The sequence below is a fragment of the Tunturiibacter gelidiferens genome, assembly GCF_051013345.1.
Taxonomy (GTDB): Bacteria; Acidobacteriota; Terriglobia; order Terriglobales; family Acidobacteriaceae; genus Edaphobacter; species Edaphobacter gelidiferens_A.
Window position 1 is genome coordinate 5,863,639 of record NZ_CP132939.1, and the last position, 14,882, is coordinate 5,878,520.

General features: G+C 56.7%; 14 protein-coding genes, 1 tRNA gene and 1 pseudogene. 7 read left to right on the forward strand and 9 right to left on the reverse strand.

All coding sequences use genetic code 11. The annotated features are described in order from the left end of the window. Positions 1 to 71 precede the first annotated feature (71 nt). The 3 genes from RBB80_RS29625 to RBB80_RS29635 form a co-directional block, all read right to left on the reverse strand. Complete coding sequence (locus RBB80_RS29625; RefSeq protein WP_433965741.1) at positions 72 to 2,684, reverse strand: hypothetical protein; 2,613 nt, start codon at positions 2,682 to 2,684, stop codon at positions 72 to 74. Next, positions 2,597 to 3,553, reverse strand: coding sequence for a carboxypeptidase regulatory-like domain-containing protein (locus RBB80_RS29630; protein ID WP_433965742.1), 957 nt, complete (start codon positions 3,551 to 3,553; stop codon positions 2,597 to 2,599). Before RBB80_RS29630 ends, RBB80_RS29625 begins: the two co-directional genes overlap by 88 nt. Positions 3,554 to 4,218: 665 nt before the next feature. Then, positions 4,219 to 4,306: transfer RNA gene (locus RBB80_RS29635), tRNA-Leu, on the reverse strand. A 151-nt stretch (positions 4,307 to 4,457) separates the two neighbouring features. Between RBB80_RS29635 and RBB80_RS29640 the strand changes: the two genes are divergently transcribed. From RBB80_RS29640 to RBB80_RS29655, 4 genes are read left to right on the forward strand one after another with little or no spacing between them, the layout of a single operon-like run. Beyond that, positions 4,458 to 5,693: an ABC transporter permease gene (locus tag RBB80_RS29640; protein WP_433965743.1), complete on the forward strand. Its 1,236-nt coding sequence runs from the start codon at positions 4,458 to 4,460 to the stop codon at positions 5,691 to 5,693. 2 nt (positions 5,694 to 5,695) lie between these two features. Continuing rightward, positions 5,696 to 5,938 carry an ABC transporter permease gene (locus RBB80_RS29645; RefSeq protein WP_433965744.1) on the forward strand — a complete coding sequence of 81 codons (243 nt, stop codon included), beginning with the start codon at positions 5,696 to 5,698 and terminating at the stop codon, positions 5,936 to 5,938. Positions 5,939 to 5,976: 38 nt separating this feature from the next. Continuing rightward, on the forward strand, positions 5,977 to 6,330 hold the full coding sequence (locus tag RBB80_RS29650) for an ABC transporter permease (protein ID WP_433969957.1): 354 nt from the start codon (positions 5,977 to 5,979) through the stop codon (positions 6,328 to 6,330). Next, positions 6,327 to 6,950 (forward strand): ABC transporter permease, encoded by a 624-nt coding sequence (locus RBB80_RS29655; protein ID WP_433965745.1) that lies wholly within the window; start codon positions 6,327 to 6,329, stop codon positions 6,948 to 6,950. The genes RBB80_RS29650 and RBB80_RS29655 overlap by 4 nt, the downstream gene beginning before the upstream one ends. A gap of 138 nt (positions 6,951 to 7,088) precedes the next feature. Here the strand turns inward: RBB80_RS29655 and RBB80_RS29660 are convergent, their stop codons facing one another. Both RBB80_RS29660 and RBB80_RS29665 read right to left on the reverse strand, forming a co-directional pair. Next, the gene (locus tag RBB80_RS29660) at positions 7,089 to 7,352 is read right to left on the reverse strand and encodes a hypothetical protein (protein ID WP_183787614.1); all 264 of its coding nucleotides are present in this window, start codon (positions 7,350 to 7,352) and stop codon (positions 7,089 to 7,091) included. Positions 7,353 to 7,565: 213 nt separating this feature from the next. Continuing rightward, positions 7,566 to 8,093, reverse strand: coding sequence for a lytic transglycosylase domain-containing protein (locus tag RBB80_RS29665; RefSeq protein WP_433965746.1), 528 nt, complete (start codon positions 8,091 to 8,093; stop codon positions 7,566 to 7,568). Positions 8,094 to 10,308: 2,215 nt separating this feature from the next. On the opposite strand from RBB80_RS29665, the gene RBB80_RS29670 reads away from it, so the two are divergent. The 3 genes from RBB80_RS29670 (at position 10,309) to RBB80_RS29680 (ending at position 12,017) form a co-directional block, all read left to right on the forward strand. Further along, the gene (locus RBB80_RS29670; protein ID WP_433965747.1) at positions 10,309 to 10,947 is read left to right on the forward strand and encodes a PEP-CTERM sorting domain-containing protein; all 639 of its coding nucleotides are present in this window, start codon (positions 10,309 to 10,311) and stop codon (positions 10,945 to 10,947) included. Between the two features lie 207 nt (positions 10,948 to 11,154). After that, positions 11,155 to 11,781, forward strand: a complete 627-nt coding sequence (locus RBB80_RS29675; protein WP_433965748.1) for an RNA polymerase sigma factor — start codon at positions 11,155 to 11,157, stop codon at positions 11,779 to 11,781. Further along, complete coding sequence (locus RBB80_RS29680) at positions 11,778 to 12,017, forward strand: anti-sigma factor family protein (protein WP_183762834.1); 240 nt, start codon at positions 11,778 to 11,780, stop codon at positions 12,015 to 12,017. Before RBB80_RS29675 ends, RBB80_RS29680 begins: the two co-directional genes overlap by 4 nt. Before the next feature lie 81 nt (positions 12,018 to 12,098). On the opposite strand, the gene RBB80_RS29685 is transcribed toward RBB80_RS29680, so the two are convergent. The 4 genes and pseudogenes from RBB80_RS29685 to RBB80_RS29700 all read right to left on the reverse strand — a co-directional run. Continuing rightward, positions 12,099 to 12,413, reverse strand: coding sequence for a DUF779 domain-containing protein (locus tag RBB80_RS29685; RefSeq protein WP_433965749.1), 315 nt, complete (start codon positions 12,411 to 12,413; stop codon positions 12,099 to 12,101). Between the two features lie 219 nt (positions 12,414 to 12,632). After that, positions 12,633 to 14,162 (reverse strand): aldehyde dehydrogenase, encoded by a 1,530-nt coding sequence (gene adh, locus RBB80_RS29690; protein WP_433965750.1) that lies wholly within the window; start codon positions 14,160 to 14,162, stop codon positions 12,633 to 12,635. Between the two features lie 76 nt (positions 14,163 to 14,238). Further along, complete coding sequence (locus RBB80_RS29695; RefSeq protein ID WP_433970110.1) at positions 14,239 to 14,424, reverse strand: hypothetical protein; 186 nt, start codon at positions 14,422 to 14,424, stop codon at positions 14,239 to 14,241. A 35-nt stretch (positions 14,425 to 14,459) separates the two neighbouring features. Continuing rightward, positions 14,460 to 14,870 (reverse strand): annotated as a pseudogene (locus RBB80_RS29700) (hypothetical protein); the annotation flags it as partial. Between the last annotated feature and the right edge of the window lie 12 nt (positions 14,871 to 14,882).

Here is a 14,882-nt window from a genome sequence, read left to right on the forward strand (position 1 = left end):
AGTGATACCTCGGTCGACATTAGACACCTGCGACGCGAAGGAGCTGTTATTGGGAGTCTGCAGCTTCAACGTCACCAGATCCGAGGTACTGTAACCGGGTAGGGGTGGTTGAGGAAGTTGAACGCCGATCCGCGAATCTGCAGCGCCTGATGTTCGGTGATGTGAAAACTCTTGTAGATGCCGAGGTCCGTATCGAAGAACGACGGTCCACTGAGATACGGAGCTTGACGGTCTCCGACCTGCCCTATCTGCGGCGCGGTGAAGCAATCGAGGTTGACGTGCTGATTGCTCTTGAGGCCTGCTGTGGGATTGCAGATGGTGACGGGAAGCACGCTGTTGAATGGTGTCCCGTAGAAAGTGGATGATCCTACGGTGTGGCCAAGTGTGGTGTTCTCGATCGTCAAACCAAGGTTCTGGCTTGTGTTTGCCTGCAAGTTGCCACCCGACTGCCAAGTAGTAGTCCCGGAGAGCGTCCAACCGTTCACAAATCCACCCGCGAAGAGATGACCATGAATGGGCGAGCCCAGATCGAACGCGTAGGAAGTATTAATGACGTGTGGACGATCGATGTTCAGGACGCCGTAGTTATTGGCGACGTTGAATGCATCGAGTGTGCTCCCGACGATGCCGAGCGACTTCGAGTAGGTGTAGTTAACATTGAAAGTTGCACGGCCCGTCTGGCGAAGCAGACTGACCTGCGCACCGTTATAGTTCGCGTAACCAGAGTGTGTGTTCACCGAGATTGCGTTTGTTCCGTAGCCCTTGTAATACGGAAAGTAGTCCACGATGTTGGGAACGTTCTCGGGATCGACCGGAGCAGGAGCTCCAGTGACCGGATCTGCTTTGAAGAGTCCTCCGAGAGGAATCTTGTTCTGGTTGACGAAGTTTGCGCCGCCTACTCCGGAACCATTGCTCTGTCCACCCATCAGAATGTTCTGGGTTTGGTTACCAACATAAGCGACCTCAAGCAGCATATTGCGGGGAATGCGCTGCGAGATAGTCAGGTTGTAAGCATAGGTCACGCCCACCTTATCGTCAGCCTGGTCTGTCGCGTATACGCTCGAAGGCAAAGAACCGAGCGATGCGGAGTTTGACCCGAGAGCTGCGATCTCCTTGAGAGTAATTGCATCGCTATTGCTGGAATTGTACGTTTTGACCCCAAGTGAGGTCTGAAGCGGACCAGCATAGTCGTTGTACTGATCGTTCCAGCGATAAGCCGCCCACCCGCCGCGCACAACAGTCTCACCGTTACCTCTGACGTCGTAGGCGAGTCCGAGGCGAGGCTCGAAGAAGATCGTCTGAACGGGAGATCCTCCGTTAGGGACGGACCCATCGACCGCATGCCAATAGACACCTGGGTAGACCTTACCTGCGCCGACGTCCGCAGCGTAGCGATTCGGCTCCCACACTGCAAGGCCATTACCGGTATTGTCCTGCCATCGACCGAGGTGTTCGAGGCGAAGTCCGAGGTTGAGAGTCAGGTGGCGGGTCGTCTTCCAGTTATCCAGGAAGTAGCCGGCTCCGGTGGTATAGGCCATGTCGTCGGTGGGATTACTATTATTCTGCGTGAAACCGCTGGTGATGCCCATCAGAAAGTTTGCCAGCGGATTGACCGTGCCAATGGTCAGGCCTGTAACCTGATCGGTCTTTGCGCCACTTGCAAACGAGAGCGAGCCGTTGGGAGAGCCGTATGTCTCCTGCTTGTTACCTGACCTACTCCAATACCCACCCATCTTAAAAGTATGAGTTCTGTACACGAGCGTCACGTCATCGGCAACAGACGGGGCCTTCTTGTTGGTGTTGTAGACTCCGCCATTTCCAAACAGGTCCGGCTGAGAGATGTCGGGCAGCGTACGGGCTCCCGGCGAGTTGATTGACGGCACAAGCTGCGAAGCGTTGTTGTAAACGGTGCCGTAGGGATAACCGAGAGCAGAGATCTCCATCGCCTTCAGATTGCTGGCGGAGAACGGGTTGTCGAGCCAGCCCACGGCGACGCGTATTTCGTTGGTCGCCGCGGAATTAAACACATGAATGTAGCTGCCGCTCAACACGTGAGAGTGAACAGCGCTTACGAGCGGACCACCAGGATAGGCGATCGCATTGGAAGGGGTGTAATAGATATGCGCGAGGCTGGTCTCGGAGTCGCTGCCATATTGGTAGCTCACAAACAACTTGTTTTTGTCGCTGAGGTTGTAGTCCACACGGCCGCGATAGATATATCCATTGTGAACATTGGTCGTCTGCAGAAAGTAGTTGTAGCCGCTGCCGTTGCTCGAGGGATTCGTATTGGGCTGAGGGAAGAGCTTCAGTAACGCCAGCGCACCTGGATCGAGATACTGCGTAGGAATCTGCGTGCCGCTCAGCTTCGTTCCATCCGGAGCGGATCCGCCGTTCAATGACTGGCAGAAATCGTTTCCTGTGCTTGTTGCACAGAGTGCGGCGTTGTCCGGGTCGCTGAGGCTGAAGTTGCCGGCGCGCATGGCCGCAGTCGGCACATAGGAGGTTAAGGGTGAGGCCGCTGGCAGAGTCTGACGAAAATCTTCGAACCCAGCCCAGAAAAGCAGTTTGCGGCTGTGATTGAAGTTGGTGTGAGGAATCAGGATGGGGCCCCCACGCTTCCGCCCGGATAGTAGTAAGAGGCTTCCGGTCGCGCCGTTGGAGTTGTGCTGTGTTTGTCTTGCCAAGTATTAGCGTTCAGCACACTGTTACGCGCGTAGAAATACCCCTGTCCGTGGAACTCTGATGAACCGGAGCGGCTGATCACATTGATGACGACAGGGCCCTGTGCCGCATCAGCGCCGAAGTTGGAGGTCTGAACCTTAACCTCCTGTGTCATATCCGGATTCACGGTTGCGATGGACCAGCAGGCACAGCCAGGATCGATGATGCTCGCGCCATCCAGCAGATAGGCGGTGCCTCCACGATAGGGAGCGCCGTTGGTGTTGAGTCCTACTCCAACCGCCGAGCCTGAAGATCCGTTATCACTGAAGTCGAAGCCTGGACCGTTGCCGGTGCCGCTAGCGGTGGTCGTGGTTCCAGGAAGAATTTTAAGTAACTCAGAGAGGTTGCGGCTCTCGATAGGAAGCCGCTCAATGTCTTTCGCGCTCAAGAGTGCCGAGCGCTCGCCGGAGTCCTGAGGAGCGATCTCGTTGGCAGCGCTCTCTACAGTGACCGTGTCCGTTGTGCCCCCGATAGAGAGGCTAAGGTTGTTGAGGTTGCGCACATCTCCCGGATCAACCGTCACGTTATCCTGCCGGAACCCGCGAAAGCCGGGTGCTGCAATCTGCACGCTATAAGTCCCGGGGACAACACCGGCGAAGGTGAAATAGCCGGATGAGTTCGAAGTCACGTCGCGTTGGTCTCTGCTTGCCGCGTTGGTGAGAGTGACCGTGGCTCCCGGGATGACAGCTCCGGTCGTATCGACGACGTTGCCCGAGAGACTGGCAGTGGTCTGCGCCTCTAGATGTGTAGCTGTGCCGAGCAAGCTGACGGTCAGGAAGAGGAGTAAAGCGAGTCTCCGCTTGAGTTGAAGGTTGGACATTGTGTAAAGCATGGTGCGGCCTCTTTCACTTAAGTTTTTTGTTGACCCGAACTAATTGTTGATGGATAGCTCTCTGTCAAGGAATAGATTTAGTCTTGTACGAAATCGGAATGAGCATAGTACACGCGAACAAAAACAGTCAACCATGAAATTGGAAAGATAAATCCGCATTTTCTGGGTTTTCGAGACATCTATGCGGCCTGATGGGCGGAGGGGCGAAACGAAGCACGGATGGAGTGGGTGTGGCTACGTATATTGTTACGGCAATGGACTTTCAAAGACCCGCCGTGGAACAACAACGTGGTAAGTAGGGAACAAGGAATAAATTGAAGGGGCCTGCAAAATCGAGGCGGAATCGCAGAGTGTTCCGTGCGAAACTCAGAATCATTACAGGTCAACCTGCGCCGTTATGTATTCCACGAGCGCATCGAGCTTGGCCGCGGCCGTTTCAACCTCGACTCAAACGATGCACAAACCCAGCGTAGGCATGACCTTTCAGGGCGAGTTCTTCCCACTACAAGCCAACGCAGCAATACCGAGAGGAACTCCAGGTTGCCTGATTTGCGCCACATTCTTACGTGATGGGGACTTCGATTTCTAAGAGTCGCGTTGCCGAAATTGGCAAGCAGCAAAAGTTCTGGCTCTCGTGGCGCTTACGCTGTCCATTCATTAGTTTATGGTGCCCGGAGGGGACTTGAACCCCACGACCTGATAAGGGTCTGCGGATTTTAAGTCCGCTGTGTCTGCCGATTTCACCATCCGGGCTCGCGAGAGAGAAGTCTCGCATGCACCATCTTAACGCATTCCCGAACGATTCTCGGTTACGGAACCTCAGCGAGCATTTGTGCGTATCTTCGGGACGAGGTTCGCATCTTATCCGGGGTCGGTCCCAGCTATGCCATTCAACGAAATCCTGATGCAAACCCTATCTGCGCTCTGGGACACCAAGCTCCGCAGCTTTCTGACCATGTTCGGCATCGTCTGGGGCATCACCTCGGTTATCCTGCTCGTCGGTCTCGGCATCGGATTCAACGTGGACCAAAAGGAACATCTCCGCACGATCGGCACCGACATCGCCATCATCTTCGCCGGCAAGACCGGTGCCCAGGCGGGAGGATACGCTGCCGGTCGCGACATCCATCTCACCGTCGATGACGCCATCGCAATCCAGCAGCAGGCCACGCTGGTAAAGACCGTTAGCCCCGAACTACGACGCAGCGTCTCTGAGGTCAGCCAGTGGAACGCATCCAACCGAGCCGTGCGCGGAGTATGGCCGGAGTATCAGCGATTCCGCTCCCTCACCGTCGAGCAAGGACGCCTCATGACTGAGCAGGACGAGGCCGAGGGAGCACGAGTCATTCTGCTCGGAGCCGAAGCAAATCGGCAGCTCTTCCCTGGGAAACCGGTCATCGGACAACCGCTGATGGTTAGCGGCTACCAATACACAGTCATCGGTGTGCTCGCCAAAAAGAAGCAGAATGGCAGCTACGGTAGCGGCCCGGACAACACACAACTCTTCACAACATACTCCGCCATGGCCCGGGACTTCCCACCCACCGAAGGCCCCGGCGTCATCCGGGGATATGTAAACAACATCGTCGTGGAACCGGTGTCGCCAGAGATGCACGAAAAAGCATTAGCCCAGGTCACAAGAATCATCGCGGAGCGCCATCACTACGATCCTAACGACAAAGAGGCGTTGTGGATCTTGGACACACTCGAAGGCTCGAAGTTTACCGAGCGCATCTTCAGCGTCATGACGTTCTTCTTCGGAGCAGTAGCGCTCCTCACCCTCGCTCTGGGTGGTATCGGCGTCATGAATATCATGCTGGTAGCGGTCACCGAACGCACTCGTGAAATCGGTGTCCGCAAAGCGCTCGGCGCCACGGCCATCGACATCAAGCGCCAATTTCTCGTCGAGTCCGCAATCATCACGCTGGTAAGCGGTTTCGGTGGCCTTGCCATCGGAGTCGGTGTCTGCATAGCCATGCGCTACGTTCCACTTCCGGACTTCGTTCCACATCCAGTAATCTCTCCCCTGGCCATCGCCGCATCACTCACCACCCTTGCAGCGATCACAGTCTTCGCAGGAATGTATCCCGCGCTGCGAGCCGCAAATCTTAGCCCCATGGAATGCCTGAGGACCGAATAGCGATGAACCTTAGTGAGATCATCCGCCAAAGCCTCGATTCGCTCCTCCGAAACCGTCTCCGCTCCGGCCTCACCATGCTCGGAATCATCTGGGGCCTGGTCACCGTCGTCCTTCTGCTCAGCTATGGCAAGAGCCTAGGAGAGGGCGTCCTCAACGGCTTCATGGGCCTTGGCGACAACGTCATCATGGTGTGGGGCGGACAAACCAGTATGCAAGCAGGCGGCGAACGATCCGGTAAAAAGTAAAGTTCCTCGACGGCGACACCGAAGCCGTCCGCGACGCAATCCCCTTCCTCAAAGCCGTCAGCTCAGAGACCGACGATGGCTTCAGCTTCAAGTACGGCTCGAAGGTGGTCAACATCCAGAGCAAAGCAGTCGACTTCCCTTACGGCGGAATGCGCAGGCTCAACGTCGATCAGGGCCGCTACTTCGAAGCCGCTGACTTTACCGATCATCGCCAGGTCGTCATCTTCGGTCCGCACGCCGCGCAAAAGCTCTTCAACGGTTACCCTCCCGTAGGCGAGTCGGTCGAGATCGAAGGACACGTCTTCCAAGTGATAGGCGTTCTAAAAACAAAATCCAGGACTCCTCCAACAACGGGCCCGACAATGAAAACGCCTTCGTCCCCTTCGACATGATGCGTCTGCTCCGCAACCAGCGCGACCCCGACAGCATCGTCTTTCAGCCCAGCGCGCCTGAACTCCATCTCAAAGCACTGCAGGCAGTGCGCGCCGTTCTCGCGCAACGGCACCACTTCGACCCCAAAGACGATAAAGCCGTCCCCAGTTGGGACACAGTCGCCGACTCAGCCGAGATCATGCAGTTCAGCACCGCACTCGATCTTCTCCTCGGCATCATCGGAGCCATGACCCTCGGCGTCGGAGGAGTTGGCGTCATGAACATCATGCTCGTCTCTGTGACGGAGCGCACGCGAGAGATCGGCCTGCTCAAAGCTCTCGGAGCACGCCGAAAAGACATCCTCACGCAGTTTCTTCTCGAAAGCCTGACGCTGACCTTCCTCGCAGGCTTCATCGGAATGATCGTAGCCGTCATCGTCGCATACCTCATCCCGCCTATGCCGCTCTACTCCGACATCTACAAGACCGCCAACCACGAGGGCGACATCCTTCTCCGCGCCTCTCCAACTATCATGCTCGTCTCGTTCGCAATCCTCGCCGCTGTCGGCGTCATCTCTGGACTCCTCCCCGCAGTGCGCGCCTCACGGATGGACCCCGTTGTCGCTCTTCGACACGAATAGCGTCCGTCAGAATAACGGTGGCCGAATATCCGACTCGGGCCATCTCCGATCGAAAACAACCGAAAGCGATCAATATCTAAATAACCAATTGAGCAGCAACGGCGAGCACTCTCATTGCGTCGAGGACCTTCGGTGCGTCTAATTGGCCAAACGATACCGAATCGTCTGGTCCTCAAGAAAATACTCCGCCGAACAATCTGAACCTCCGCAGATCATAGCCTGCAGCCCCGCGCATTGCTGCTTCGTGATCAGCCCCAGCGACCCGCACGATGGACACGCAAGCACCGCCCAGTAAGGGTTATCCGCCTTACCCAGTTCGCCCGCCTGCTCCAGCAGAAACAACGTACCCGGCTGCATCTGTTCCGGGATCCACACGTCAAGTAGGTTCAATTCCGCTACCATGCTTGCCTCTTCTTCCAACGGTTGTCTGCGATTCATGACTCACGTTCTAGCGCCAATACCGATTTGTCAGGCTGCGGAAGAGACCTCCTGGATGGCTTTGTGCCTTATCGCACTATGCACTACTTCTGGTGCAAAGCATAACGGATTTCCCGCCGCTGTCAATCCCGCGTTTTGCACAATTTTGCACTGGGGGGACGCCTCGCTGGTTCTCTTCTACCGGACCGAATAGAGCGCGCGATAGATCTCACGATTCCGCAGAATCGCCTGCACATACTCCCGTGTCTCGGTATAAGGAATCGACTCGACAAACTCGGCGATATCTTTGTAGTCTCCGATCGCCATCCACTGTCGCACCGGCACATCCCCCGCGTTGTAAGCTGCCAGCGCATACTCAGCCTGTCCGCCGAACCTGTCCATCACCTCCCGCAGATTCAGTGTTCCCAATTGCAGGTTCGTCGCCGGGTTCAACAGCATATTCGCATCGAAGTGTTTGATCCCCTGCTTCTTCGCTGCAGCCTTTCCTACCGAAGGCAGCAATTGCATCAGCCCCCAGGCATTCGCATGGCTCACGACTCCTGCATTGAACTCGGACTCTTGCCGAATCAGCGACGCCACCAGGAAAGGATCCAACCCATTCTTCTGCGAGTACGCGGTCAAATCCACCCAGTAGGGCTGCGGAAACAGAAGCTTCCAATAGATCGTCGGAACCTGGTCCAGCGGCAGCGAAAAAAGAGATTCCACTGTGCTTCATCGATTGAATCGCCCGCGTCGTCTCCCCATACGACGAGTAGATCTCAGCCTGGGCCAGCGCGCCCCATTCGCTCGAGGTCGAACTCGCCTGGATCTCGGGACCGATATATTCATTCAGCGCAGCATTCGCCAGCAGCCTCGCCTTGATCAGATGTGGCTCATTCTCAGGCAACTCCCCGGTCAGGTCGGGAACGGCAGACACATGCACCGCACTCAAAGCTGCAGCAGGAGCGACGCTCGCCGCCTGCGTCTTCAGTACGTTCAACCGCTGCCTCGCCAGCCCCGCATAGTAGGAGTTCACGTAAGAGGCCGTCACCGCGCGATAGTAGTTCACCGCCTGCCCAAAGTCCTTCTCTTCGTCCTCGTAGATTCGTCCGCGCCAGTAAAGAGCCCCCGGAATCTCAATTCCTCCGCCAAACATCTCGATCTGCTCCTCCATCAAGCGAGCAGCTTCGGCATAGTTATGCTGCCGATAATTCATCCACGCCGCCCGCCAGTGTGCCGAAGGCCCATACACGCTCTTCGGGAACAGCTTCACCAGCAGCGCGTAGTGATAAGTCGCCTGTTGCGGATCATGCTTCAACAGGTACATATTTCCGCCTGAATAGAGTGCCTCCTCCAGCCATCGGCTCGTCGGAAAATCCCTGACCATCTGTGCAATCAAAGCGTCATGCGCAACCTGGTCGTTCTCCGTGCGCGACAACTCCGCCAGCAGATACAGCTTCAGCGCCGCGCTGTCGTCCTTGGTGTCCGGTAGCTTCTCCACCTCTCGCCGGCTGATCTTCTTCAACCTCATATCGCACGCCGCTGCGTAGATCAACAGAGCATCGTGGTCCGCCGCGCTCAAACCCGAGCGATCGTGCTCGATGGAGTGATACTCCTCACCAGCCTCGGCATATCGCTTGGCGTTGAACAACTGGTCCGCATGAATCTTCCGTTCCGCCGCGCTGGGAGGTGCATTCATCGCCTGCAACTGCGTGCGCGCCTCTGCCGCCTCAACGCTCAGCGGAAATCCAACATAAATACTGTTGTAAATCGCGGCAGCATGGGTCGTGTCGCCGGAGTTCTGGTAAGCTCGCGCCAGCGCATAGCGAAAATCCACATGCGACGCCTGCGCTGAATCTGCCAGAGGCACCAGAACCTTCAGGGCGCCCTGCGGATCATTTTGTTGAAGATAAGCATTCGCCAGCAACACCGGCGCACTCGCATCGAAGATGCTCTCCGGATGCCTTTCCTCAAACCGATCCAGCAAACCGTACGCATCGGCTCCATGCCCCGCCTGCACCGCGGCCTGCGCGCCCAGATAGTCGGCGTAATCATCCAGAGCCGTGCCGCTCGCATTCGCCTGCCGATAGCTGCGCACCGCATCGTCATAACGGTGGTCCATCAACTCGGCATGTCCAAGCGCCAGATAAGCCGCCGCCGCACCTTCTCCCGGATGCTGCCGCGCATACGCTTCCACTCCGCTGTACGCCGCTACTGAGCGAGTGGCCGCCAACTGCTGCGCCATTGGACGAAGCTGCTCCGATGCCTTGAACGCGCTCGTCAGGTGGATGGTCTGCGCCGTCGGCTTCCGTGAAGCCACGTGACCCTTCCGAGTCGTACTACCCTTCTTCCCCTTCGCCTTACTGGAAGATCCGGCCTTCGCCTTACCGGTCGAGCCCTTCGTCTTAGAGCCCGAAGACTTCCCTGCGCTTCCAGAAGGCGTGTCGGATTTGGGCGGTGGCTTCTTAGTCTGCTTAGTCTGCGGCGTCTTAGTCTGCGGCGTCTTCGGCTCCGCGGTCTGCGCCTGCCCCATCGCAAATCCTGCCCAAAACGGCGCGCTCATCCCCATCAAAGCGGCGGCAACCACCGCCGACCAAACCTTACCCCTGATGGTCAACATCGTTCGCTTGTTTCTCCAACCCACATCTCCACTCTAAGCTGAGCCACTCCCGCTCCGCAGCACCAATCGAACACGAACCACCACAGATACTTCATAAAATGAGTTCGACTTGACCGTCCTCGTTCTTTTATCGGCCACGAAGCCATCTAAAGTAACCACTTTGCCAATCATTTTCCATACGGAGAGTAAACAATTAACGCTTCCCGCCGAATAGACAAATAGACATGCAAATATGCAGGAAAATGCATGTTCCGCTTCGGGCCCACGATTGCTTTCTTCAACTCCAGAAAGAGGTCTCCAGACCCGTTCTAAAGGAATTCTATGCGTTTAGCACTGATCACCTTTGCTTCCATCCTTGCTCTTGGTTCTATCCCTCTTCTCGCTGATTCAATCTCCTACGCAAACGTCGGCCAACTAGCTCCAGATCATACGTTTACAGCGACGACCTCCGGGAAGGTAACCGCCTACTTCTACTCCTCGGACGCAGGCAACGACGACAGGATCATCCTCTGGGATAAGACCTCCAGCGCAAAGACCGCTCCCTCTCTCGACGACCACAGCTCTGCGGTTGGCTCCTCCGTCTCCCTCGCGGTCACCGCCGGCGACACCCTGGTCTTCGTCCTCGACGACGTGACCACCGGCCAATACTTCAGCTCGGTCGACTACTTCGGTGTCGCCTCACCGGCCAACTATAACGACGACGGGTACAACCATGCCTACTCCACCCTATACTCCGGAGGGATCAGCGGAATTCCCGCAGGCACCTATGTCGGGATGGAAGACCTCGGAGTCACCAGCCTCAGGCCACTTACAGGCTCCGACCTCGACTACAACGATGACAACATTGTCGTCACCAACGTCACCCCGACCCCGACCCCCGAGCCGAGCACCATCATCCTCTTCGGGACCGGTCTCGTCGGAGCAGCCAGCGCACTCCGTCGCAAGTTCGCCCGCGGCTAAACCCGCGCCCTCAATGTTCGGCAACACCGGAGAACAGGAACCTCCTGGGTCGTGTTATCCGGTAACCGCTCTACCGGCAACAAAATCCCTCTCCGCAAAGCTGCCTTCCGTCCGTAACTTTGCTCTCTACCCCACAGACATTTACTATGTTGTAGATGCTGAATCTCCGCGCTCCTTCATTGGGCGAGTTTCCGCACCTTTTCACTCATGGCCGCCATCCAATCTCCAGCCACGGAAGAGGTACACCCCGACGTAGCGCTTGTAGCGCGCGCGAAACAAGGGGACACTGCAGCATTTGAGCAGCTGGTTCGTCAGTATGAGCGCCAGATCTTTCGGGTCGCGCAGCATATAACGCAAAACCGTGAAGACGCTGAAGACATCACGCAGGACGCATTCCTCAAGGCCTACGAGAAGCTGGACCAATTCCAGGGAAACTCGAAGTTCTCGACCTGGCTCGTCCGCATCGCGGTCAATGAGAGCCTCATGCGGCTGCGCAAGCGCAAAACCAACAAGACCGTCTCCATGGACGAAGACGTGCAGACCGACGAAGGATCCATCCCTCGCGACTTCGCCGAGTGGCGGCCAAATCCCGAGCAGCAGTACAACCAGGCTGAGCTCGCCGATATCCTCCGCAAGACTATTCAGGGTCTCCCTCCCGGATTTCGGACCGTCTTCACTCTTCGCGACGTTGAAAATCTCTCCACGGAAGAGACTGCGGAGGCACTCGGCTTGAGCGTCCCCGCGGTGAAATCCAGATTGTTGCGTGCGCGTCTTCAACTGCGCGAACGCCTCAGCCGATACTTCCGGCAGAAGCAGGAGGGCCAGCCAGCATGAACTGCACGGACCTATTGAGCCATCTTTCCGACTACTTCGACGATCAGCTCACCACCGAGCTCCGCGAAGAGATCAGCGAACACACCGCTGGCTGCCAGCACTGCCGCGTAGTGCTCAACACCACCCACCAGACCATCGAGGTCTATAAGGGTAACGAGATCTACGAAGTCTCTCCCGGACTACGTGAGCGCCTTCACTCCGCCATCATGGCAAAGTGTCTCGCCGTTAAAAAATAAATCATCCGTTAGATGCCATCTAAATCCGCCCCGCAGCTCGGAGCGAGCTGATCTCTGTGTCTGAGAACACTCTCGACCTGATCAGAAATCGCACCCCTTCCCCGTTCTCCAGAGAAAACATCCCCCGCGCCCTGGCACCACGTCCAGGATCAGTTGCGTATGCTTCCAATACTCAAACTGACTCCCGCTCATATAAAACGGGGTCTCGCCTAGAGTCGCCAACAGCACATCCCCATCCCCGACGAGGAACTCACCACGCGGATAGCACATGGGGGAGCTGCCGTCACAGCAACCTCCCGACTGATGAAACATCAGCTCCCCATGTTTGCTCGACAACCTGCTCATCAACTCCTCAGCAGCGGGCGTCGTCACAACCTGTTCCGGCAACTCGTTCACCGTGCCTCCTCCCACCATGTCATGCCGGACGAGCCTCCTGCGCGGAGGGCGGTCACTTCGTGACAAGTGTACCGGTCGCGCCACTCCGAAGATCACAGATCCTCCCGTTGGTCGAGATCAAAATCTCACCGCCGACCAGCGGGAGGCCCGGCGAAGCGGTTTACAAGTCACGAAGTGACCGCCCCACGCGTAGTGGGCCCGTCCGGAGGACGCCTCTCTCTAGAAAAATCCCATCGCATTCGGGCTATAGCTCACCAGTTGATTCTTCGTCTGCTGATAATGCTCCAGCATCATCTTGTGATTCTCTCGCCCGACGCCCGACTGCTTATACCCTCCAAACGCCGCATGTGCCGGATACAGGTGATAGCAGTTCGTCCACACCCGTCCCGCCTCAATCGCCCGCCCAAAGTGGTAAGCCCGATTCATATCCCTTGTCCAAACGCCCGCGCCCAGCCCATACAACGTGTCGTTCGCCAGCGCCAGCGCCTCATCCTCGTCGTGGAACGTCGTCACCGAAACCACCGGTCCAAAAATCTCCTCCTGGAAGATGCGCATCTTGTTATTGCCCTTGAAGACCGTAGGTTCAACATAGAACCCCTCCGCCAGATCGCCCGTCTGCGCAGCGCGCTTCCCGCCCGCCAGCACCTCCGCACCCTCCTGCTTGCCGATGTCGAAGTAAGAAAGAATCTTCTCCATCTGCTCGCTCGAAGCCTGAGCTCCGATCATCGTCGTCTTATCCAGCGGATTGCCCTGCTTGATCGCACCCACGCGCTTCAGGGCACGCTCCATGAAGTTGTCATAGAGCGTGTCCTGAATCAGTGCGCGCGAAGGGCAAGTACATACCTCGCCCTGATTCAAAGCGAACATCGTAAAGCCTTCCAATGCCTTGTCGAAAAACGCATCGTCGGCGCTGGCAACATCCTTGAAGAAGATATTCGGACTCTTTCCGCCAAGCTCCAGCGTCACCGGAATAATGTTCTGCGACGCATACTGCATAATCAACCGGCCGGTAGTCGTCTCACCCGTAAACGCAATCTTGTTAATCCGTTTACTCGACGCCAGCGGCTTTCCCGCCTCCAGCCCGAACCCATTGACGATATTCACCACGCCCGGCGGCAAAATATCCTGAATCAACTCCATCAAAACAAGAATCGACATAGGCGTCTGCTCTGCCGGCTTCAGCACCACGCAGTTCCCTGCCGCCAGCGCCGGCGCAAGCTTCCACGTCGCCATCAAAATCGGAAAGTTCCATGGAATGATCAGCCCAATCACACCCAGCGGCTCATGATAGTGGTACGCAATCGTATCTTTATCGATCTCCGAGATCGATCCCTCCTGCGCCCGAATCACTCCGGCAAAATAACGGAAGTGATCAACCGCCAGAGGCATATCCGCCGCCATCGTCTCGCGAATCGGCTTGCCGTTGTCCCACGTCTCCACCGTCGCCAGCATCTCAAGATTGTCCTCGATGCGTTGCGCGATCTTCTCCAGCATCCGCCCGCGCTCAGTAGTCGAAGTCTTCCCCCACGCCTTCTTCGCCGCATGCGCCGCATCCAGCGCCCGATCGACATCCGCAGCATTCGAGCGAGCAATCTCGCACAGCACCTGTCCTGTCACCGGCGTCACGTTCTCAAAATATTGCCCCGACAGCGGCGCCACCCACTCCCCGCCGATGTAATTGTCATACCGCTTCTTGATCGATACAGGAAACCCGTAGGTCCCCGGCTGCAGCGCTGTCATCGTAGCCATAGCATCCACTCCCTGAAATCGTTACCTTCACCGCGCCCGAAATTGTAATCCTCTCAGCCGAAAAATGTCACAGCGCTCAGCAAACAGTTGAAATCGCTCGTCCTGCGCCACTGAACATATGAATAAAGGCATACTGCAGCAACATGATCGTCTTGCCATCTGCGATATTGCCCCTCTCGATCGCCACCATTGCGTCTTCAATAGACAGCTCCAGCACCTCAATGTCTTCGCCCTCATGGAAGTTGCCGCCGCCGGCCGCCACCCTGCTCCCGCAGTCATACTCCGCCAGAAAAAGTAAAGCTTTTCGGTCACCGAGCCCGGACTCATAAAGGCCTCAAAGATCTTCCGAACATGATCGACGCGATACCCCGTCTCTTCCTCAACCTCAGCCTTAATCCGGTCCTCAGGGCTGGCCATATCCAGAAGCCCCGCCGCCGTCTCAATCAGCAAGCCCGTGTGGCCATTAACAAATGCAGGAAAGCGAAACTGCCTCGTAAGCACAACCGTACGCCGCTCGAGGTTATATAGCAGGATCGTTGCACCATTGCCCCGGTCGTAGGTCTCCCTGCTCTGCTGTTGCCAGGTTCCATCGCTCCGTTGCAGTTCGAACGTAGTCTTCTTCAACACGTACCAGTCATCGGATAGCGTCTCAACCTTCTTGATCCGGACGCGGTCTTTCATGGAAGGCGTTTCAAGGAAGTCAATCATGACGAAAACAAT